The 18,129-nt window shown below is 73.6% G+C and carries 17 protein-coding genes; 11 read left to right on the top strand and 6 right to left on the bottom strand.

What is annotated here, in order from left to right; translation table 11 throughout:
* Positions 1 to 116: 116 nt before the first annotated feature.
* Positions 117 to 827: a DJ-1/PfpI family protein gene (locus R7226_RS07840; protein ID WP_318596511.1), complete on the top strand. Its 711-nt coding sequence runs from the start codon at positions 117 to 119 to the stop codon at positions 825 to 827.
* Positions 828 to 836: 9 nt separating this feature from the next.
* Here the strand turns inward: R7226_RS07840 and R7226_RS07845 are convergent, their stop codons facing one another.
* From R7226_RS07845 to R7226_RS07855, 3 genes are read right to left on the bottom strand one after another with little or no spacing between them, the layout of a single operon-like run.
* Positions 837 to 1,853 (bottom strand): inorganic diphosphatase, encoded by a 1,017-nt coding sequence (locus tag R7226_RS07845; protein WP_318596512.1) that lies wholly within the window; start codon positions 1,851 to 1,853, stop codon positions 837 to 839.
* Positions 1,854 to 1,897: 44 nt separating this feature from the next.
* Positions 1,898 to 2,281, bottom strand: coding sequence for an arsenate reductase family protein (locus tag R7226_RS07850; protein WP_318596513.1), 384 nt, complete (start codon positions 2,279 to 2,281; stop codon positions 1,898 to 1,900).
* Between the two features lie 36 nt (positions 2,282 to 2,317).
* Positions 2,318 to 4,438, bottom strand: a complete 2,121-nt coding sequence (locus R7226_RS07855; protein WP_318596514.1) for a hypothetical protein — start codon at positions 4,436 to 4,438, stop codon at positions 2,318 to 2,320.
* Between the two features lie 51 nt (positions 4,439 to 4,489).
* Between R7226_RS07855 and R7226_RS07860 the strand changes: the two genes are divergently transcribed.
* The 7 genes from R7226_RS07860 (at position 4,490) to R7226_RS07890 (ending at position 12,126) form a co-directional block, all read left to right on the top strand.
* Positions 4,490 to 5,371: an alpha/beta fold hydrolase gene (locus tag R7226_RS07860; protein WP_318596515.1), complete on the top strand. Its 882-nt coding sequence runs from the start codon at positions 4,490 to 4,492 to the stop codon at positions 5,369 to 5,371.
* A gap of 169 nt (positions 5,372 to 5,540) precedes the next feature.
* Entirely contained in the window at positions 5,541 to 6,290 is a 750-nt protein-coding gene (locus tag R7226_RS07865) for an SDR family NAD(P)-dependent oxidoreductase (protein WP_318596516.1), read from the top strand.
* A gap of 117 nt (positions 6,291 to 6,407) precedes the next feature.
* Positions 6,408 to 7,280, top strand: a complete 873-nt coding sequence (locus tag R7226_RS07870) for a branched-chain amino acid ABC transporter permease (RefSeq protein ID WP_318596517.1) — start codon at positions 6,408 to 6,410, stop codon at positions 7,278 to 7,280.
* Positions 7,277 to 9,100, top strand: a complete 1,824-nt coding sequence (locus tag R7226_RS07875; protein ID WP_318596518.1) for a branched-chain amino acid ABC transporter ATP-binding protein/permease — start codon at positions 7,277 to 7,279, stop codon at positions 9,098 to 9,100. The genes R7226_RS07870 and R7226_RS07875 overlap by 4 nt, the downstream gene beginning before the upstream one ends.
* A complete protein-coding gene (locus R7226_RS07880; RefSeq protein ID WP_318596519.1) occupies positions 9,097 to 9,834 on the top strand; it encodes an ABC transporter ATP-binding protein in 738 nt (245 codons plus the stop codon). Before R7226_RS07875 ends, R7226_RS07880 begins: the two co-directional genes overlap by 4 nt.
* 20 nt (positions 9,835 to 9,854) lie before the next feature.
* Positions 9,855 to 11,108 (top strand): ABC transporter substrate-binding protein, encoded by a 1,254-nt coding sequence (locus R7226_RS07885; protein WP_318596520.1) that lies wholly within the window; start codon positions 9,855 to 9,857, stop codon positions 11,106 to 11,108.
* A 22-nt stretch (positions 11,109 to 11,130) separates the two neighbouring features.
* Entirely contained in the window at positions 11,131 to 12,126 is a 996-nt protein-coding gene (locus tag R7226_RS07890) for an MBL fold metallo-hydrolase (protein ID WP_318596521.1), read from the top strand.
* On the opposite strand, the gene R7226_RS07895 is transcribed toward R7226_RS07890, so the two are convergent.
* From R7226_RS07895 to R7226_RS07905, 3 genes are all read right to left on the bottom strand, one after another.
* Entirely contained in the window at positions 12,107 to 12,874 is a 768-nt protein-coding gene (locus tag R7226_RS07895) for a FadR/GntR family transcriptional regulator (RefSeq protein WP_318596522.1), read from the bottom strand. The two genes, R7226_RS07890 and R7226_RS07895, sit on opposite strands and share 20 nt — an antisense overlap.
* 86 nt (positions 12,875 to 12,960) lie before the next feature.
* Positions 12,961 to 13,686 (bottom strand): SDR family oxidoreductase, encoded by a 726-nt coding sequence (locus tag R7226_RS07900; protein WP_318596523.1) that lies wholly within the window; start codon positions 13,684 to 13,686, stop codon positions 12,961 to 12,963.
* The gene (locus R7226_RS07905; protein WP_318596524.1) at positions 13,683 to 14,474 is read right to left on the bottom strand and encodes an enoyl-CoA hydratase/isomerase family protein; all 792 of its coding nucleotides are present in this window, start codon (positions 14,472 to 14,474) and stop codon (positions 13,683 to 13,685) included. Before R7226_RS07905 ends, R7226_RS07900 begins: the two co-directional genes overlap by 4 nt.
* A 37-nt stretch (positions 14,475 to 14,511) precedes the next feature.
* Here R7226_RS07905 and R7226_RS07910 point away from each other — a divergent pair, with 37 nt between their 5' ends.
* The 3 genes from R7226_RS07910 to R7226_RS07920 all read left to right on the top strand — a co-directional run bounded on the left by R7226_RS07910 (position 14,512) and on the right by R7226_RS07920 (position 18,128).
* Positions 14,512 to 15,627, top strand: a complete 1,116-nt coding sequence (locus tag R7226_RS07910) for an acyl-CoA dehydrogenase family protein (protein WP_318596525.1) — start codon at positions 14,512 to 14,514, stop codon at positions 15,625 to 15,627.
* Between the two features lie 102 nt (positions 15,628 to 15,729).
* Complete coding sequence (locus tag R7226_RS07915) at positions 15,730 to 17,367, top strand: AMP-binding protein (protein ID WP_318596526.1); 1,638 nt, start codon at positions 15,730 to 15,732, stop codon at positions 17,365 to 17,367.
* A complete protein-coding gene (locus R7226_RS07920; protein ID WP_318596527.1) occupies positions 17,364 to 18,128 on the top strand; it encodes an SDR family NAD(P)-dependent oxidoreductase in 765 nt (254 codons plus the stop codon). The genes R7226_RS07915 and R7226_RS07920 overlap by 4 nt, the downstream gene beginning before the upstream one ends.
* The last annotated feature ends 1 nt before the right edge of the window (position 18,129 follow it).

An 18,129-nucleotide genomic window follows, 5' to 3' on the forward strand; every position in this document is an offset into this window, starting at 1 on the left:
CAGTATCCCGGGCGCGGCCATTGCGCGGCAAACACCCCTGATCGAGCGCGCGATCTGGCGTCGCCGCAGGGTGTGGAGCGGCGCAGGCGCGCACCGGATCGCGGTAGAACCGTCGCATGAAGATCGCCTACGTCGTCTATCCGGAGTTCACCGCGCTGGATCTGATCGGGCCGTACGAGGTGATCAGCCTGTGGCCGGACGTGGAGCTGCACTGGGTCGCGACGACGCCGGGGCCGATCCGCACCGACCACGGCCTCGCGGTGATGCCGACGACGACGCCCGCGCAGCTGCCGGATCCGGACGTCGTCGTGATCCCCGGGTCGAGCAAGCCGCTCGGGCCGCTCGACGACGAGGTCCTGCTCGACTGGGTGCGGCAGGTGACGCCGCGCGCGCAGTGGCTCGCCTCGGCCTGCACCGGCGCCGCCGTCTACGGGGCGGCCGGAGTGCTGGCGGGGCGACGCGCCACGACGCACTGGGGCTTTCGCGAGAACCTGCGCGCGATGGGGGTCGACGTCGTCGGCGACCGCGTCGTCTTCGATCCGCCGTTCGTGACCGGCGCCGGCGTCTCGGCCGGGATCGACATGGCGCTCGCGCTGACGGCGCGCGTCCACGGCGAGGAGCTGGCGAAGGCGATCCAGCTGGGGATCGAGTACGACCCGCAGCCGCCGTTCGACGCCGGAGCGCCGCAGAAGGCGGACGCTTCGACGCTGCGGCTGACGATGCGGATGCTGCTCGGCGACGCGCCGCTGCGCACGACGGCCGCGTACGGATCGCGCCTGCTCGGCGATCGGATCCGCGGGCTGCGCCGCCCCGCGCCGCCGGTCTGAAGCGCGCCGCTACTCCTCGCCCGGCGCCGGCAGCTCGCCGCCCGGCCCGGGATAGGAGATGCCGGTCTCCTCGCGGCGGGCGCGGAAGCGCGCGCGGGCGGCGTCGATCGAGGCGAGCGCCTCGGTGTGCGAGCGCCAGCCGCCGACGTCGACCCGCTTGCCCTCGAGGTCCTTGTAGATCGCGAAGAACTGGGCGATCTCGTTGCGCAGCAGCAGCGGCAGCTCGTCGAGCGTGTCGTAGCCGCCCCAGTTGGGATCGTGGAGCGGGACGCAGATCACCTTGTCGTCGATCCCCTGGTCGTCGGCCATCTTGAAGAGGCCGACCGGCTTGACGGGGATCAGGCAGCCGGGGAAGGTCGGCTCGGAGAGGCAGACGAGCACGTCGAGCGGGTCGCCGTCCTCGCCGAGCGTGCCGGGGAAGTAGCCGTAGTCCGCCGGGTACGCGGCCGCCGTCATCAGCAGCCGGTCGAAGGTGAAGCCGCCGAGGATCGGGTCGTACTCGTACTTGTTGCGCGTGCCCTTCGGGATCTCGACGACGGCGACGAGGCGGTCGTCGGGCACCTGGACCGTCGCCGCCACGCCGCGGCAGACGACCTCCAGCTCGTGCCCGTCGGGGTCGACCAGCGTTGCGGAGTACGCGGGGTTGCCGCCCGGGCCGGGCGCGCCGCCGTTGTCGGCCTCGCCTGGCGCGAGCAGCGCCGGCGCCGTGTGGGCGGTCGCGGCGCCGTTCGCGTCCGCGGTCGGCACCGCCGGCGCCAGCGCCAGCGCGCCCGCGTGGCAGGCCTCGACCTCCGCGCGCGTCCGCGCCGACAGCGCGATCCGCAGCGGCGCCGGCCGCGCCTGCACCTCGACCAGCTCGACGACGACCGCGCCGCCGCGTCCGAAGCGCGCGGCCGCGCCATCGTCGCCGTTCAACTCGGCGATCCCGAGCGGGGCGAGCGCGCTCGCGTAGAAGGCGCGGCTGCGCTCGAGGTCGCTCACGCCGAAGCGGAGCCGTTCGATCACGACGGTGCGGGCAGAGGTCACCTCCCGGATATCGACCCGCCGCGGCGCGAACATGAGCGCGTCGTCTACGCCTCCCCGACGACCGCTCTCCCGGCGGCCGCCCACGCGCGCTGGCGCTCGCGCGGGCGGCCGATGACGACGTTCGTGCCGTCGTCGAGGATCGGCCGCTGCAGCAGCGCGGGGTGCTCGAGGAGGATCGCGACGACCTCGTCGAGCGGCAGGCCGTCCGCGTCGAGGCCGAGGTCTCTGTACTTCTTGTCGCGCCGGATCAGCGCGTCGACCGGATCGCCCTGCACGCGCTCGGCGAGCGACCGCACCTCTGACTCGGACAGCCGCTCGGCGACGAGCAGGTACTTGCGCACGGTCACGTCGTGACCGGCGTCGGTGAGGGCGTCCAGCGCGTGGACCGAGGTGGGGCAGTGGGGGTTGTGCATGAGTGTCAGAGCCATGCGGCGGATCCTAGGCGCGCGGGCCGCCTGCGCGCCTCACGCGCATCTCGTCGGCTCCGGCTCCGGCTCGTGGTCGGGCGCGAGGTGATCGAGCAGCGCGCGATGGCGAAACTCGTACATGTCCGATGCTCGCAGCCAGAAGCGCGGCGACTCCGAGCACCAGGTCAGAAACCTCCCGAGATTGAGCGGGAGCGTGCCGTCGCGTCCGCGGCGACGGCGCAGCCAGTGGTGGCAGAGCCAGAAACCAAGGCCGTTGAACAACGCTGCGGTCAGCGCGAACGCCGGAAGCGCGGCGACGAATCCGATCTGGGTCCGCAGATGGTCCTCCCGCGTGATCGCCGCGGGATCGTCTGCTGTCACGGTCGTGAGGAAGTAGGCGGTCGTGCCGATGAGCGGTGCGAAGAGGATGCCGCGCACGACGCCTGTGCGGAGCGTCTCCCGCAGCACGCCATCGTCGGCCGGGCCGCTCGCCGCCGTCTCGGGATGCGTCCCGCCCGCCGCGGAGCGGAGCCCCGGTGCGAGCATCACCGCCGCGGCGAGCAGCACGATCCCCCAGATGGCGCCGACCGTTCCGGCCAGCAGGTACTCGAGCGCTGACGCGTCGGTGCGGGATATGGTCCCGAGCAGGAAACCGCCGCCGATCGCGGGACCGATCCCGCGCTTCGCGAGTCGCGTCCGCTCGTCGCGCCGCGCTCTGACTCTCACGTAGGGGCCGTCGAGGCTCACGATGCCGGCCAGCCACCCGATCGGAGCCACGAGCACCGAGGTGATCCCGACGAAGATCAGCGTCGTGCCGACACCGTGCCGACTCACGCCGCTGAGGAGCGCCATCGACGTCCAGATCGCCGCCACCAGAACGGCGACGAGGACCTTGAAGTGCCGTTGCTCTCGCGTCGAGGCGGGCGCCAACGCGTAGAGGTGGTGCGACCCGAAGCGCTGCAGCGAGCACCGCTTCACGCCGCTGGCCAAGGCCGCCAGCCAGCCCCGCACCTGAGCGGTGCCGGCCGATCCGAAGGAGTGGTCGGAGCTGATCAGCCGCTCCCACAGTCGTTGGTCAGCGGCGCCGGGGGAGAGGGCCAGCAGCTCTTGAGGATCCTCTCGGGCATACGACTGCAGCGCGATCGAAAGGCGCAGCGGGCTGCTCAGCAGCCGCGCGGCGCCGCTGTCCCCGCTCGCGAGCCGCCGGCTCATGGCGCGCCAGCCGGTCTGCCCCGCCGTCTCGGTCGCGAGCAGCTGAAGCACGCCGTCCGCCGCGAGACCGCGGAGCACGAGCGGAGGCCGATCGGTCACAGCCCATCTGGGCGCCAGCCGGACGTACTCCTCCGCACGCGAGGTCAGCAGATACGGCCGGTGCCGCGAGACGCGGCCGCCGTAGCGGTCGATCGCCTCGAGACAGGCGAGCTGCCCTCCCGTCGTGGGGATCTCGTCGAGCCCGTCGAACACCGGCAGCACCAGATCCGACGCCACGAGCGCCGCGGCGACGTCCGTGCCGAGCTCCGGATAGCGTTCGGCGAGCGAGCTGGCGAGCCACGTCTCGAGCGGCTCGGTCGCGTGGCGGCTGCTCCAGGTGTCCCATCTGGAGAGCGGGAACAGTTCGGCGACCGGTCTGCCACCGCTTGCGCTTGCGTTCACCTCCGCGATCAGCGTCAACGCAGCGATGGTCTTGCCCATCCCCGGCTCGCCGAGCAGCACGGTCCGTTGCGGCGATGCTGCCCACGACGCGACGATCGCGCTCCATGACAGCGTCGGACCGCGCAGGACGATGCGAGCGCTGGAGGCGTCCCGGTGCAGCTCGCGGACGGTGTTGGAGATGACGGGATAGGCGAGCATGCGGTCGAGCTGCGAGCCCGCGCGCACTCGTGCCGCGAGCACGTGGAGGCGCAGCGCCGCGCGCCACGGCTCGAGCTCCTGCGCCGTCGGCATGGCCGGAGCGACCGGGGTGTGTCGCGCGGTCATGTGCTGGGCCACGACGGCCTGCAGCGAGGCGCCGAACCCTCCGCAGATGCCGCCGATCGCGCCGACGGCTCTCCAGTCCCCCGTCAGGAGCCACGCGATGCCGCCGCCGACGAGGCCGCAGACCGCCAACGCCAAAGAGAGCGCCAGCCAGCTTCCGCTGGACATGTCGCGTGCTGCAGCGCGATAGCGGCGGCGGGACATGCCGAGACTCTACGGAATGGTTTTTCAGCTCCGGCCACTAACCTGCCGCGCATGAGCGAACGGGAAGCGCTGCACGCCGCGGTCGTCGAGACCGCACTCGGACCGGTCGAGCACGCGGTCCTCGGCGACGGGCCGCCGGTGCTCGTCGTCCATGGCAGCCCCGGCGGGATCGACCAGGCCGCGATCATGGCCCGCTTCCTCGTCGCCGCCGGCTGCCGCGCGATCGTGCTGTCGCGGCCCGGCTACCTCGGCAGCGAGCTGGGGGAACGGACGACGATCGACCAGCAGGCCGACCTGCTGGCCGCGCTGCTCGACGCGCTCGGGATCGAGCGCGCCGGCGTGCTCGCCTGGTCGGGCGGCGGTCCCAGCAGCTACCGGCTCGCGATCGGCCACCCGCGGCGGGTCGCCGGGCTCGTCGTGCTGGCCGGCGTCAGCGGCGCGATCGCGCGGCCGGCGGAAGGGCTGTCGGAGAAGCTGATGTTCTCGACCCGCTTCGGCGACTGGCTGCTGCGGGTGCTCGCCGCGCACGCGCCCGAGCAGCTGATCTCGGCGACGCTCGACTCCGAGGGCTCGCTCGACGAGGAGCAGCTGAAGCAGCGTGCGAGCGAGGTCTTCGCCGACGCGGACAAGCGCGCCTTCGTCGTCGACCTCGCGAGCACCGTCACCCACCGAGACCGCGACGCCGGGCTCGACAACGACTGGGCCCGGTTCGCGGCGATCGAGTCGCTGGAGCTGGAGCGGGTCGCCGTCCCGGCGCTGCTGGTGCAGGGCAGCGCCGACACCGACGTCACCCCCGACCACAGCGACCGCGCCGCGGCCGCGATCCCCGGCGCCGAGCTGCTGACGCTCGACGGCGGCACCCACCTCGCCTTCTGGACGCATCCGGAGGCCGCGGCGGCGCAGGCGCGCGCGCTCGACGTGCTGCGCGGCTGAGGAGAAGCGGATCGGCGCGCGCTGCGCGAGCCGGCTCGCTGCGCGAGCCGCGCGGTATGCCGACGCTGCCGGCATATCGTAAAAAGATACATATGTATTCTCTCGTCATGTCCGATCGCTTCCGTCGGCGGAATGACGCCGATCACCACCGCCGCATCAAGGCCGGCCGATGACGCGGCCGCTTCTCGTCACCGGCGCGGGCGGCGGCATCGGGGCCGCCGTCGTCGAGCAGCTCGCCGCCGCCGGTCACCCGCTCGTCCTCGCCGATCGTGATGCGGCCGCCGCCGAGCGCGTCGCCGCCGCGCTGCCGCCCGGCAGGCCTGCGGTCGTCGTCGCCGAGATGGACGTCACCAGCACCGCCTCCGTGCGCGCGGCGATCGCGCGCGGCGTCGAACAGCTCGGCGCGCTCGGCGGCGTCGTCAACAACGCCGGCTGGATGGAGCCGCGGCCGCTGGCCGAGACCGACGACGAGCTGCTGCGACGGACGCTGGAGGTCAACCTCGAGGGGCCGCTGCGGGTCGCGCGCGAGGCGCTGCCCGAGCTGATTCGCTTCGGCTCGGGCCGGATCGTCAACGTCGCCTCCGACGGGGCGCTCTCCGGCATGTCGAACATCGCCGCCTACGCCGCCGCGAAGGGCGGCGTGATCGCGCTCACGCGCGCGCTGACGCTGGAGCTGGCGCGCCATCAGATCACCGTCAACACGGTCTCGCCGGGGCCGACCGACACGCCGCTGCTCGGCGCGACCGCCGATGCGGAGGACGGCGCCGCCGTCGTCGCGCGGATCGCGCGCGCGATCCCGCTGCGGCGGGTCGCGCTGCCCGACGACGTCGCCACCGCGATCGCCTTCTTCTGCGGCGACGGCGCCGGCTACCTGTCGGGTCAGATCCTCTCCGTCAGCGGCGGGCTGACACGTCCGTAGGCGACCGGGTCGCCAGGAGAAAAATATGCACTTCGGTCGAATCATATGTATGATTCATTTCATGTTCCGGAGGGAGGAGCACGGAGCCTCGCGGTGGGTCGCCGGGGAGGGCAGCGCATGAGCCTGCTCGTCACGGCACTCGCGATCGGCTCCGTCTACGCATTGGTCGCGTTGGCCTACAACGTGATCTATCTGACGACCAACATGTTCAACTTCGCCCAGGGCGGAGTGATCGCGGTCGCGTCGCTGATCGCCTACTCGGCGCTGTCGGAGTGGGGGCTGGGGCTGTTGCCGACGCTGCTGCTGTGCGGCGTCGCCGGCCTGCTGATCACCGGCGTCCAGTACTACGTCTCGGTGCTGCCGGTGACCGCGCGCGCCCCGAAGGAGGGCGAGATCTGGCTCGTCAGCACCGTCGGCGCGTTCGTGATGATCGAGGCCGGCGCACAGCTGATCTGGGGCTCGGAGCCGGTCGGCACGCAGATCCCGACGCTCGACGACCTCGTCTGGCTCGGCGACGGCTCGGTCAAGGTCGCCGCCTTCGTCGCGATCGGCTCGGCGATCCTCGCCACCGTCGGCCTCGACCTCTGGTATGGCGTGACGCGCCTGGGCAAGATCTTCCGCGCGACCGCCGCCGACGCCGACGCCGCCGAGGTGCGCGGGATCGACACCCGCCGCGTCGCGGTCGCCTCGTTCGCGATCGCCGGCGTGCTCGCCGGCATCGCCGGCCTGATCATCCTGCCGCTGACCTTCGCGCGCGCCGACCTCGGCTCGCTGCTCGTCATCAAGGCGTTCGTCGCGATGGCGATCGGCGGCTTCGGCTCGATCCGCGGCGCGCTGCTCGGCGGCTGGTCGATCGGCCTCGTCGAGACCTACGGCGCCCAATGGGTCGGCGCGCAGTACGAGCCGATCCTCGTCTTCGTCCTGCTGATCGCGGTGCTGCTGGTGCTGCCGCGCGGCGTCTTCGGCCCACCGGAAGGGCGGCAGGTGTGAGCGCGCTGCGCATGACCGCGAGAACGACCTGGCGGCCGGGACCGGCCGCGCGCGGCGGGCTGCTGGCCGCCTGCTTCGCGGTCGCCTTCTTCGGCCCCGAGCTGTTCTCGGAGGCGACCGTCCGGACGCTGATGATGGCGACCGTGATGGGCCTCGTCGCGCTCGGGCTCAACCTGATGATGGGCTACGCCGGCCAGCTCGCGCTCGGCCACGTCTTCTTCTACGGCGCGGCGGCGTACGTGACCGGCATCCTCGCCGTCGAGGGCACCTCCACGAACCTCTTCGCGCTGCTGGCGGCCGGCATCGCCGTCGCCGTCCTGGCGGCGCTGGTGACCGGCATCCCCGGGCTGCGGCTGTCGCGCTGGGCGCTCGTGATCACCTCGTTCTTCCTCGTCGAGCTGATGCCGTCGCTCGTCGACCTGTGGCCGGAGAAGACCGGCGGCCTCGCCGGCCTCGTCGGCATCCCGCGGATCTCGCTCGGCGGCACGCCGCTGGAGACCGCCGACCTCTACCGCGTCGCCGTCGTGCTGCTGTTCCTGTGGCTGCTGTTCCAACGTGCCTTCGTCTACTCCGCCTACGGCCGCATCCTCGCCGTGCTGCGCCACGACGAGGTGCAGCTGCAGGCGGTCGGCGTCTCGCCCTACCGGCTGAAGCTCGTCTGCTACCTGCTCAGCGCCGTCCCGGCGGCGCTCGCCGGCGTCATGATCGCGACGCTCGACGGGCTCGTCACCTACGAGGCGTTCGGCTTCGACACGGTGATCCTCGTGCTCGCCGCGGTGATCCTCGGCGGCCAGCGGACGCTCTACGGGCCGCTGCTCGGCGCGCTGATCCTCGTCTACGCCCAGCAGGAGACGCTGAGCCTGCAGAACTACACGCTGCTCGGCTACGGCGCCTTCCTCGTGCTGGCGGCGATCCTGCTGCCGCGCGGCCTGGTCGGCACCGCGATCGAGCGGCTCCCGCGCTGGCGCACGCCGTACCTGATCGACGCCGGCGAGCGCGGCGAGCGCGCGGCCGCGGCGCTCGGGCCGGAGCAGCCGGCGGCGCTGACCGTCTGCGGCGCCGCGAAGCGGTTCGGCGGCAACCAGGCGCTCGGCGGCGTCGAGCTGACCGCGGAGCCGGGCGCGATCACCGCGCTGATCGGCCCCAACGGCTCCGGCAAGACGACGATGCTCAACTCGGTCTCCGGCTTCGCCCGCCTCGACGAGGGATCGGTCACGCTCGGGACGACCGAGCTGGCCGGCAGCGCGAGCGCGAAGATCGCCCGCAGCGGCGTCGGGCGGACCTTCCAGACGCCGAGCGTCCCGGCCGGGCTGACCGTCCGCGAGGCGGTCTCCGTCGCCGCCTTCGCGGGTCGGCGCGCCGGCCTGATCAGCACCGTCCTGCGGCTGCCGCGGTGGCGGGCCGAGGAGCGCGCGATCGCCGCCCGCGCCGCCGACGTGCTCGATGAGCTGGGCCTCGGCGCGGTCGCCGACGAGCAGGCGCTCGACCTGCCGCTCGGCAGAAAGCGGCTGCTGGAGATCGCGCGCGCCGTGGCGATGCGCCCGGCGCTGCTGCTGCTCGACGAGCCGGCCTCCGGCCTCAGCCCCGACGAGACCGAGCGGCTCGGCCACCTGCTGCGACGGCTCGCCGGCGAGGGGACGACCGTCCTGCTCGTCGAGCACAACATGGACCTCGTCCTCGGCAACGCCGACACCGTCTTCGTGCTCGCCTCCGGGCGCATGATCGCGTCGGGTCCGCCGGAGCAGGTCGCCAACGACCCCGGGGTGCTCAGCGTCTACCTCGGCGCCGAGACGACCGACGAGGACGAGGTGATCGCATGACCGCCGAGCCGCTTCTGCGCGTGCGCGGGCTGACCGCCGGCTACGGCGAGATCCAGGCCGTGCGCGAGGTCGACGTCGAGGTTCGCGCCGGTGAGATCGTCACCGTGCTCGGCGGCAACGGCGCCGGCAAGACGACGCTGCTGGGCGCCGTCGCGGGGCTCGTCGACGTCTTCGACGGCGAGATCTCGCTCGCCGATCGGCCGCTCGGCGGCCTGCGCCCGCATGCGCGCGCCCGCCGCGGGCTGGCGCTCGTGCAGGAGAACAAGCGCGTCTTCCGCGCGCTCTCGGTGCGCGACAACCTCGTCGTCGCGACGCCGCGCCTCGGCCGTGCCGAGTTCGACGCGCGCGAGCAGAACGTCTACGAGCTGTTCCCCGTGCTCGCCGAGAAGCGGCGCGACCCGGCCGGCTCGCTCAGCGGCGGGCAGCAGCAGATGCTGGCGATCGGCCAGGCGCTGATGGCCGGCCCGAGCGTGCTGATGCTCGACGAGCCCTCCGCGGGCCTCGCGCCGAGACTGGTCGCGGAGGTGATGGACCGGGTCGCGACGATCGCGAGCCGGGGGATGGCGGTGCTGCTCGTCGAGCAGGCGGTCCACCAGGCGCTGCGCGTCGCCTCGCGCGTCTACGTGCTGCGGCTCGGCCGCTGCTCCGAGCAGGAGGACTTCCGCGGCGCCGACAAGCAGCGCCTGCTCGACCACATCTACTTGGGAGCGGCCGCCGACGGCAGCCGCACTTGACGAGGAGGAGGAGAGGGATGATGGGAAGGATCACGGGTGGGTTCGCCACCGGTGCGGTGATCGCCGCACTCGTCTTCGCGGGCTGCGGCAGTGACGGCGACAGCGGCGACTCGGCCAGCACCAGCACCAGCGGAGGAGGCGGCGGCTCGAGCGAGCCGTACCGCGTCTACGCGAGCCTGTCGCTGAGCGGCCCGCTCGCCGGGATCGGCACCGCCGAGCAGCACGGGTTGGAGGCCGCCGCCGAGGTGCTGAACGCGGGTGGCGGGATCGACGGCCGCAGAGTCGAGCTGGACATAAACGACGACGGCTCGGACCCGACGCAGGCGGTCTCGCTGCTGCAGCGCAAGCTGACCGGCGGCGACAAGCCCGACCTCGTGTGGCCGGGCTCGACCAGCAACGTGACGCTGGCGCTCTGCCCGCTGCTGATGCAGCAGAGAGTGCTGGCGCTCGGCATCACCGCGTCGAGCGACATCGGCGACCTCGATCGCTGCGGCTACAACTTCGTGATGGGGCCGGCGCCGGCCGACTCGCAGAGAGCGGTCGCCGAGCAGCTGGTCCAGCGCGGCTACAGAAGAGTCGCCGTGCTGCTCTCCAACGACGCCTACGGCGAGGCCGTGCAGAAGGCGGTCGAGGAGACCTTCCCGGAGGCCGGGATCGAGATCACGCAGATCGAGAACTTCGCGCCGGACGCGCTCGACGCCTCGCCGCAGCTGCGCAGACTGCGCGACACGAACCCCGACGCGCTCTTCATCGAGGGGCAGGGCGCGGCGCTCGGCAAGGTGCTCGAGAGCCGCCAGCAGCTCGGCTGGGACGTCCCGGTCGTCGGCGGCACCGGCTTCGGCGGCTCCAACGTCGCCGCGCTCGTCGGCCCCGACGCGCTCAGAGACGTGGTCATGTGGCAGTGGGGCGTCGGCGTCAGAGGTTCCGAGCCCGTGCCCGAGCTGTACGAGCAGACGGCGCTGCCGGCGATCCAGAGAGCGGCCGACGGCGAGCTGAGAGTCGCCTCGAACCTCTACGCCGGCGGCTACGACGCGCTGATGGTCGCCGACGCCGCGGCGAGAGCGGCGAGATCGGTCGACGCCGACGCGATGCGCGACGCGCTGCGCGGCTTCGCCGAGACGCCGCCGAGTGATCCCCAGTGGGTGATGCTGAGCGAGTACCCGTACACGGCCGAGAAGAACTTCTCCGGCCTGCCGCCCGGAGACTTCGCGCTCGCCCTGCCGGAGAGACTGGACGATCACGGCCAGGTGCCGCCGGCCAGAGCGGCCGGGTAGTCCCGCCAGTCCCTTCACACCGGTGGACGCCGACCTGCTCGCGCTGCAGCGCGGCGTCCACCGGATCGCGCTGCCGACCCCGATGGTCGCGAGCGTCAACTGCTACCTGATCGTCGACCGGCCGCTGACGCTCGTCGACAGCGGCCTCAACTGGGGCGGCACGCTCGACGCGCTGGAGCGCGCCCTGCGCCAGCTCGGGTTCGCGCTGGAGGAGATCGACCTCGTGCTGCTGACGCACGAGCACGTCGACCACATCGGCCTCGCGGAGGCGGTCGCGCGCCGGGCCGGCGCTGACGTCGCCTGCCACGAGCGGCTCGCCGGCTGGCTCGGCGAGCTGCCCGGATCGCTGGAGGCCGACGACGCGTGGACGGCCGCCCGCATCGCCGCGCACGGCGCGCCACCGCTGGTGGTCGCCGCCTTCGAGGCGCGGATGGAGATGATGCGGATGCTCGGCAGCCGGCCGCGGCCGTCGGTCGTGCTGCGCGAGGGGGAGGAGCTGCGGCTGCGCGACCGCACGTTGCGCGCGACGCTGCGACCGGGCCATTCGCCGACCGACACCGTCTTCGCCGACCGCGGTCACGACCTGCAGTTCACCGGCGACCATCTGATGCCGGAGGCGCGCACGACGCCGTATCTGGTCCCCGGGCCGGCCGGCGGCTGGCGCGACGACCTCGCGCCGGCGCGGCGGCTGCGCGAGTCGCTGGGGAAGACCGCGATCGAGGCGCCGACCGGGCTCGGCCTGCCCGGCCACGGGCGGCCGTTCACCGACGTGGCGGCGCATGCCCGCGAGCAGCTCGACGCCCAGCGGCGCCGGGCGCTGCGGCTGCTGGATGCGCTCGACGCGACGCCGCGCACGCTCTTCGAGCTGGTGCGGCGGACCCATTCGGAGCTGTCGCCGGCGCGGACCTTCCTCGGCATGCTGGAGCTGCTCGCGCGGCTGGAGCTGCTGCTCGACGAAGGCCTCGTCGAGGCCCACGAGGACGAGCGCGGCTGCCGCTTCAGCCGGCCGGCTGCGTGACGACGTCGACGGCGATCTCGCCGGGCGAGACGTACGTCTGCGAGGTGTGCAGGTGGGCGGCCATCGCTCTCTGGGCCTGTTCGGCTCTGCCGGCGCGAATGTGCCTCACGACGGCGCGATGGGCTCTGTTGACCGCGCGCTGGTCCTCGACGCTCGGGTAGCGGCCGGCGTCGCGCGCCTCCAGCGCCCAGCGGCGCTCCTGCGATCCCCAGACGCTCTCCAGCGCGCCCGCCAGCAGCCGCAGCGTCGTGCTGCCGCAGCGGTCGACGATCGCGGTGTGGAAGCGCAGCGCGTCGGCGGTGAAGTCCGACGAGTCGCCGGCGGAGGGGTCGGAGCTGTCGATCACCGCGTCGAGCTCGTCGGCGATCCGCTCGCGCTCGGCATGACCGGCGCAGAGCGCGGCGCAGAGCGGCTCCAGCAGGCCGCGCGCCTCCGCCAGGTCGGCCATCGTCGTGCCCTCTGCCTGCAGCGCGAGGCCGAGGTGGTAGGCCGCGCTCTGGGCGTTGGGGCGCAGGACCGTCGCGCCGCCGAAGCGGCCGCGGCGGATGCGGATCAGGCCCTCGGTCTCGAGGATGCGGAAGGCGTCGCGGATGCTCGGGCGGCTGACGCCGAACTCGGCCAGCAGCTCAGGCTCGGGCGGGATCTCGTCGCCGTCGCGCAGGTCGCCGGTGATGATCCGCTTGCGCAGCTTTGCGGCGACCAGCTCGCCGGTGCGCGGCGTGCGGATCTGCGATGGCGCGTCCCTCACGAGCGCCGGTCCCCTGATGGTGCCTCTACGAGCATCGGTCGATAAAGGACCATATCATTTCTCCTTACGGTCGCTCCAGGTGATGGTCATTCGACACGGCCGCCCGGACGCCTCCGCGCGAACGGGCCTTTCGTGACGGCGCGGAGCTGCAGATCGCGCATCACGAGATCGGGCGGCAGCGCCGCCAGCTGGGCGATCACGTCGGCGACCTGCTCGGGGTCGAGCTGGAACGGCGAGACCCCCGGGCGGTCGAGCATCGGCGTCGCGACGGGACCGAGCGCCAGCACGTGGACGCCGATCCCGTCCTGCTCGTGCTCTGCCTGCAGCGCCTCGGCGAGGCGGTCCAGCCCGCTCTTGGAGGCGGAGTAGGCGGCGAGGCCGCGGGCGCCCTTGCGCGCGCTCACCGACGAGGTGAAGACGATCCGGCTGCCGGCCCCGAGCGACGGCAGCAGCGCCTGCGCGAAGAGGAAGCCGCCGGTCAGATTGACGGCGATCGTCCGCTCCCACACGTCGAGCGGGTGGTCGGCGATCTCGGCCGGCTCCAGCACGCCGGCGGCGTAGATCGCCAGCTTGGCCGGGGTGCCGAGCGCGGCGACGTCGTCGGCCAGCCGCCGTGCGTCAGCGGCCTGCGAGAGGTCGGCGACCGTGCAGCTGCCGGAGATCTCCCGCGCGAGCGCGCGGAGCGGCTCCGCGCGCCGCGCGGCGACGTGGACGTTCCAGCCGTCGGCGGCGAGCCGGCGGGCGGTCGCGGCGCCGATCCCGGAGGAGGCGCCGGCGATCACGGCGAGCGGGGCGGGGGCGGGCGTGGTCATCGCTGCACCCAGCGCGGCGCGCGGCGCTCCTGGAAGGCGGCCGGGCCCTCGGCGGCGTCGGGGTGGGACCAGTGCGCGTGGATCGCCTCCCAGCCGGCCTGCAGGTGGCGCTCCAGCAGCTCGTCCTCGAAGTCGCGCAGGGCGGCGCGCGAGATGCGGATCGCCTCCGGCGAGCCCTCGGCGACGCGCGCCGCCAGCTCCAGCGCGCGCGGCAGCAGCGCGTCAGGCTCGACGACCTCGGAGACCAGCCCCGCCGCCTGCGCCGCGGCGGCGTCGATCCGTTCGCCGCGACCGAGCAGGACCATCCGCATCAGCGCGTCTGGGCGCATCCGCAGGCGCAGCGTCAGCGGCTCCAGCGCCGTCACCTGGCCGACCGAGACGTGCGGGTCGAGGAAGGTCGCGGCGCTGCTGGCGAGGACGATGTCGGCGTCGGCGACGAAGTGCAGCCCGCCGCCGGCGCAGACGCCGTTGATCGCGGCGATCACGGGGACGTCGATCCGCCGGCCGGGGAGGAAGGCCAGCTCGTCCTCGAACCGCTCGACCGGGGTGCGGTCGCTCGCGAGCAGGTCGACGTCGGCGCCGGCGCAGAAGCCGGGGCCGGCGCCGGTCACGACGACGCAGCGGGCGCCGTCGAGCAGCGCGTGGCCGCTCCACAGCGCGGCCAGCTCGCGCATCATCGTCGCGTCGAGCGCGTTGCGCCGCTGCGGGCGGTCGAGCGTCACGACGACGATCGCGCCCTCGCGCGTGACGTTCAGCGCCGCGAACGACGCCATCGAAGTTCTCTCCATGGCGCAATCATATAGATGATTCTGTAAGGTACCTGCCATGGCGTTCGAGTTGTCCGAGGAGCAACGCGAGCTGGCAGGCACGGTTGACCGCCTGCTCGCTGACACTACCGGCGGCCCGCGCGGCCGTCAGCTGCTGGCGCGGCCAGACGGCTGGAGGGAGCTGTGGGAGGCGCTCGCCGACCTCGGCGTGCTGGCGATGGGCGTACCGGAGGAGGCCGGCGGCCTCGGGCTGGGGCCGGTCGAGCTGGTCGCGGTCGCCGAGGCGGTCGGGCGTCATCTCGCGCCCGCGCCGATCGTCGCGACCGCCGGCGCCTTCGTCCCGACGGTGGCGCTGGTCGCCGGCGAGACGGCGGCCGGCACGGCCGCCCTGCGCGCGGTCGCGGAGCAGCAGGAGACAGGCGCGCTGGCATGGCCCGATCCGCGCACGGCGGGCGCGGATGCCGCAGCGGGCGGTGACGCCGCGACTCCGCGGGTGCGCGACGGGCGTCTGACCGCGTCGCTGGTCGTACCCGACGCCGCGCTGCTCGACCGGCTCGCGCTCGTCGTCGCCGACGACGACCGCGGCGGCGCGGAAGCGATCGTGCTGCTCGACAGAGCCGACCTCGCGCTGGAGCCGGCGGCGGCGATCGACGAGACGCACCCGCTCGCGCGCGTGACCGTCGCGGACGCCGACGTCGCCGGACGGCGCTTCCCGGCGCCGCCCGGCGCGCTCGCGACCGCGTTCGCGACGGCGGCCGCCGAGCTGGTCGGGCTGGCCGACGCGCTGCTGCGGATGAGCGTCGACTACGCCGGCGAACGGCAGCAGTTCGGCGCCCCGATCGGCAGCTTCCAGGCGCTCAAGCACCGTCTCGCGGACACGCTGATCGCCGTCGAGCGGGCGCGCTCGCTGACCTGGCACGCCGCGGTGCTGGCCGCGGAGCAGCCGCTGGAGCCGGCGACCGCGGCGGCCGCCCACTTCGCCAAGGCGGCCGCGAGCGACGCCGCGACGATCGCGGCGCGCGCGGCGGTGCAGGTCCACGGCGGGATCGGGATCACGCGCGAGCACGACGTCAGCCTGCTCTACCTGCGCGCCCGGCAGGCGTCGTTCCAGCTCGGCGGCGCCGACGCGCACCAGCTCGCCGCCGTCGCGGAGGAGCTTGCCGATGCCCGCTGAGCGGACACCCTTCAACCAGATCCGGCGCATGGTGATCGCATGTCACCTCGGTCGCGCCGGCGCTGGCGGCAGAGAGAGATCACGGTCGTGAGGAGAGCGTCCATGGGACTGAGCGCAGAGCTGTTCGCCCGCTATCGACAGCCGGCCGAGCTGCTGGAGGAGTGGCGCCGCGTCGGCTACCACACCGACGCGCTCGTCGGGCCGCTGATCTTCGCGCGGCTGGCGCAGACGCCGCGGCGCGTCGCGGTGGTGGACGGCGAGCGGCGGATCACCTGCGGCGAGCTGGTCGCGCAGGCGGGCTCGCTCGCCGCGGCCTTCCGCGCCGCGGGCGTCGGACGCGGCGACGTCGTCTCGTGGCAGGTGCCGAACTGGTGGGAGGCGCTCGTCGTGGCGCTCGCGACGTGGCGGGTCGGGGCGGTCAACAACCCGGTCCTGATGATCTACCGCGAGCACGAGCTGCGCCAGATCTTCAGCGACCTGCGCCCGGCTGTGGTCGTCGCGCCACCGCGCTTCCGCCGCCACGAGCACCAGGAGATGCTCGACTCCGTCCTCGCCGAGCTGGGCCACGAGCCGCGGCTGCGCGTCGGCGTGCGCGGCGGCGATCGCCGCTGGACGCCGCTGGAGGACCTGCTCGTCGGCCGCGCCGCGCCGTTCGCCGAGGGCGTCGCGCCCGGCGATCCCTGCGTCGTCGCCTACACCTCCGGCACGACCGCCGGCGCCAAGGGCGTCGTCGTCGACCATCGCGGGCTGGTCGCCGAGACGCGCCAGATGCGCGACGTGTGGGGGCTCGCGTGGCAGGACCGCACCTTCATGCCGGCGCCGCTGGCCCACCTGACGGGGCTGACGGTCGGCCTGACGGTTCCGTTCAGCGCCGGCGCCTCGGTCGCGCTGATGGACATCTGGGATCCCGAGCAGGCCGTGCCGCTGATCGAGCGGGAGCAGTGCGTGCTGTCGTCGGGCACGCCGACCTTCCTGGAGGAGATCGTCAGCCAGTACGAGGGCCGCGGCGAGCGGACGACCGCGCTGCGGCAGTACTCGGTCGGCGGCGCCGCGGTGCCGCCGAGCCTGATCGAGCGCTCCGAGGCGGTCGGCGTCGGCGCCTTCCGCTGCTACGGGATGACCGAGCACCTCAGCGCGACGATCCCCAACCGCGGGATGCCGATCGAGGTGCGGCGCGACACCGACGGGCCGATCGCGCCCGGGACCGAGATCAGCTGCGTCGACGAGGAGGGCCGCGTGCTGGCGCCCGGCGTCCCCGGCGAGATCCGCGTGCGCGGGCCGGAGCGGATGCTCGCCTACGTCAGCCCGGACGACAACGTGGGCGTGCTCGACCCGGTCGAGGGCTGGTTCTCGACCGGCGACATCGGCGCCGTCGACGACGATGGCTGCCTGCGGATCATGGGCCGGATCAAGGACATCATCAACCGCGGCGGCGAGAAGTTCTCCGCGCGCGAGATGGAGGACATCATCTGCCGCCACCCGGCGGTGCGGCAGGCGGCGGTCGTGCCGGTGCCCGACGCCCGCTACGGCGAGGTGCCGGTCGCCTTCGTCGTGCTCGCCGACGGCGCCGAGCTGCCGGCCGCGGCGGTCCTCGCCGAGTTCGTCCAGGGCCAGGGGCTCGCGAAGCAGAAGACGCCGACCGGCTGGAGCCGCATCGACGCGCTGCCGACGACACCGTTCGGCAAGGTCAAGAAGCACGAGCTGGTCGAGCGCCACAGCAGCTCCGGGGCGGCCGCGTGAGCGACTTCCTCGGCTTCGAGGCCGGTGAGCCGCTGGTCGTCACCGGCGCCGGCAGCGGCATCGGCCGCGCGCTCGCGCTGCGGGCGGCGGCGGTCGGGCTGAGCGTCGCCGCGTGGGACCTCGACGGCGACGCGGCCCGCGCCTGCGCAGAGGAGATCGAGGCCGCCGGCGGTCGCGCGCTCGCGCTCGCGGTCGATGCCGCCGATCGTGGCGGCTGCGCCGAGGCGTGGCGACGCACGGTCGCGGCGCTCGGCCCGGTGCGTCTGCTGGCGGCGGTCGCGGGGCCGCCGAGCTTCCTCAGACGCGAGTTCAGCGACGGCGTCACGCTCGCGATCGACTGCATGCGCGTGCCGACCGAGAGCTGGCTGGAGGTGGTCGACCTGCCCGAGCGCGCGGTCGTCTACTTCTCCTCGGTGCAGGGGCCGCGCTACGGCGCCGGCGTGCCCTGGTACACGGTCGCCAAGAGCGCGATCGACGGCTACATGCGCGCGCAGGCGGCGCTGCGGCCCGGCGGCATTCGCGCCAACGCGGTGCTGCCCGACTGGACGCTGACGCCGCGCACCGAGCCGCACGTGAGCGCCGCCGACGGCGAGCGCTGGGAGGCCAACCCGATGGGCCGCGTGGGGCGGGCGGAGGACCAGGCGAACGCCGCGCTCTTCCTGCTCTCGCCGGCGGCCGGCTACGTCAACGGCGTCTCGCTCGAGGTCGACGGCGGCGCGCGGCTGCGCTCGCTCGCCTGGATGCGGATGCGGGAGGGATGAG

Source organism: Conexibacter stalactiti, from assembly GCF_033542075.1.
Lineage (GTDB): Bacteria > Actinomycetota > Thermoleophilia > Solirubrobacterales > Solirubrobacteraceae > Conexibacter > Conexibacter stalactiti.

Bases quoted from the DNA above. Each gene is read 5' to 3' on its own strand.
- R7226_RS07840 (WP_318596511.1), top strand. From the start codon at position 117: ATGAAGATCGCCTACGTCGTCTATCCGGAGTTCACCGCGCTGGATCTG.
- R7226_RS07850 (WP_318596513.1), bottom strand. From the start codon at position 2,281: ATGGCTCTGACACTCATGCACAACCCCCACTGCCCCACCTCGGTCCAC.
- R7226_RS07855 (WP_318596514.1), bottom strand. From the start codon at position 4,438: ATGTCCCGCCGCCGCTATCGCGCTGCAGCACGCGACATGTCCAGCGGA.
- R7226_RS07860 (WP_318596515.1), top strand. From the start codon at position 4,490: ATGAGCGAACGGGAAGCGCTGCACGCCGCGGTCGTCGAGACCGCACTC.
- R7226_RS07865 (WP_318596516.1), top strand. From the start codon at position 5,541: ATGACGCGGCCGCTTCTCGTCACCGGCGCGGGCGGCGGCATCGGGGCC.
- R7226_RS07870 (WP_318596517.1), top strand. From the start codon at position 6,408: ATGAGCCTGCTCGTCACGGCACTCGCGATCGGCTCCGTCTACGCATTG.
- R7226_RS07880 (WP_318596519.1), top strand. From the start codon at position 9,097: ATGACCGCCGAGCCGCTTCTGCGCGTGCGCGGGCTGACCGCCGGCTAC.
- R7226_RS07885 (WP_318596520.1), top strand. From the start codon at position 9,855: ATGGGAAGGATCACGGGTGGGTTCGCCACCGGTGCGGTGATCGCCGCA.
- R7226_RS07900 (WP_318596523.1), bottom strand. From the start codon at position 13,686: ATGACCACGCCCGCCCCCGCCCCGCTCGCCGTGATCGCCGGCGCCTCC.
- R7226_RS07905 (WP_318596524.1), bottom strand. From the start codon at position 14,474: ATGGAGAGAACTTCGATGGCGTCGTTCGCGGCGCTGAACGTCACGCGC.
- R7226_RS07910 (WP_318596525.1), top strand. From the start codon at position 14,512: ATGGCGTTCGAGTTGTCCGAGGAGCAACGCGAGCTGGCAGGCACGGTT.
- R7226_RS07915 (WP_318596526.1), top strand. From the start codon at position 15,730: ATGGGACTGAGCGCAGAGCTGTTCGCCCGCTATCGACAGCCGGCCGAG.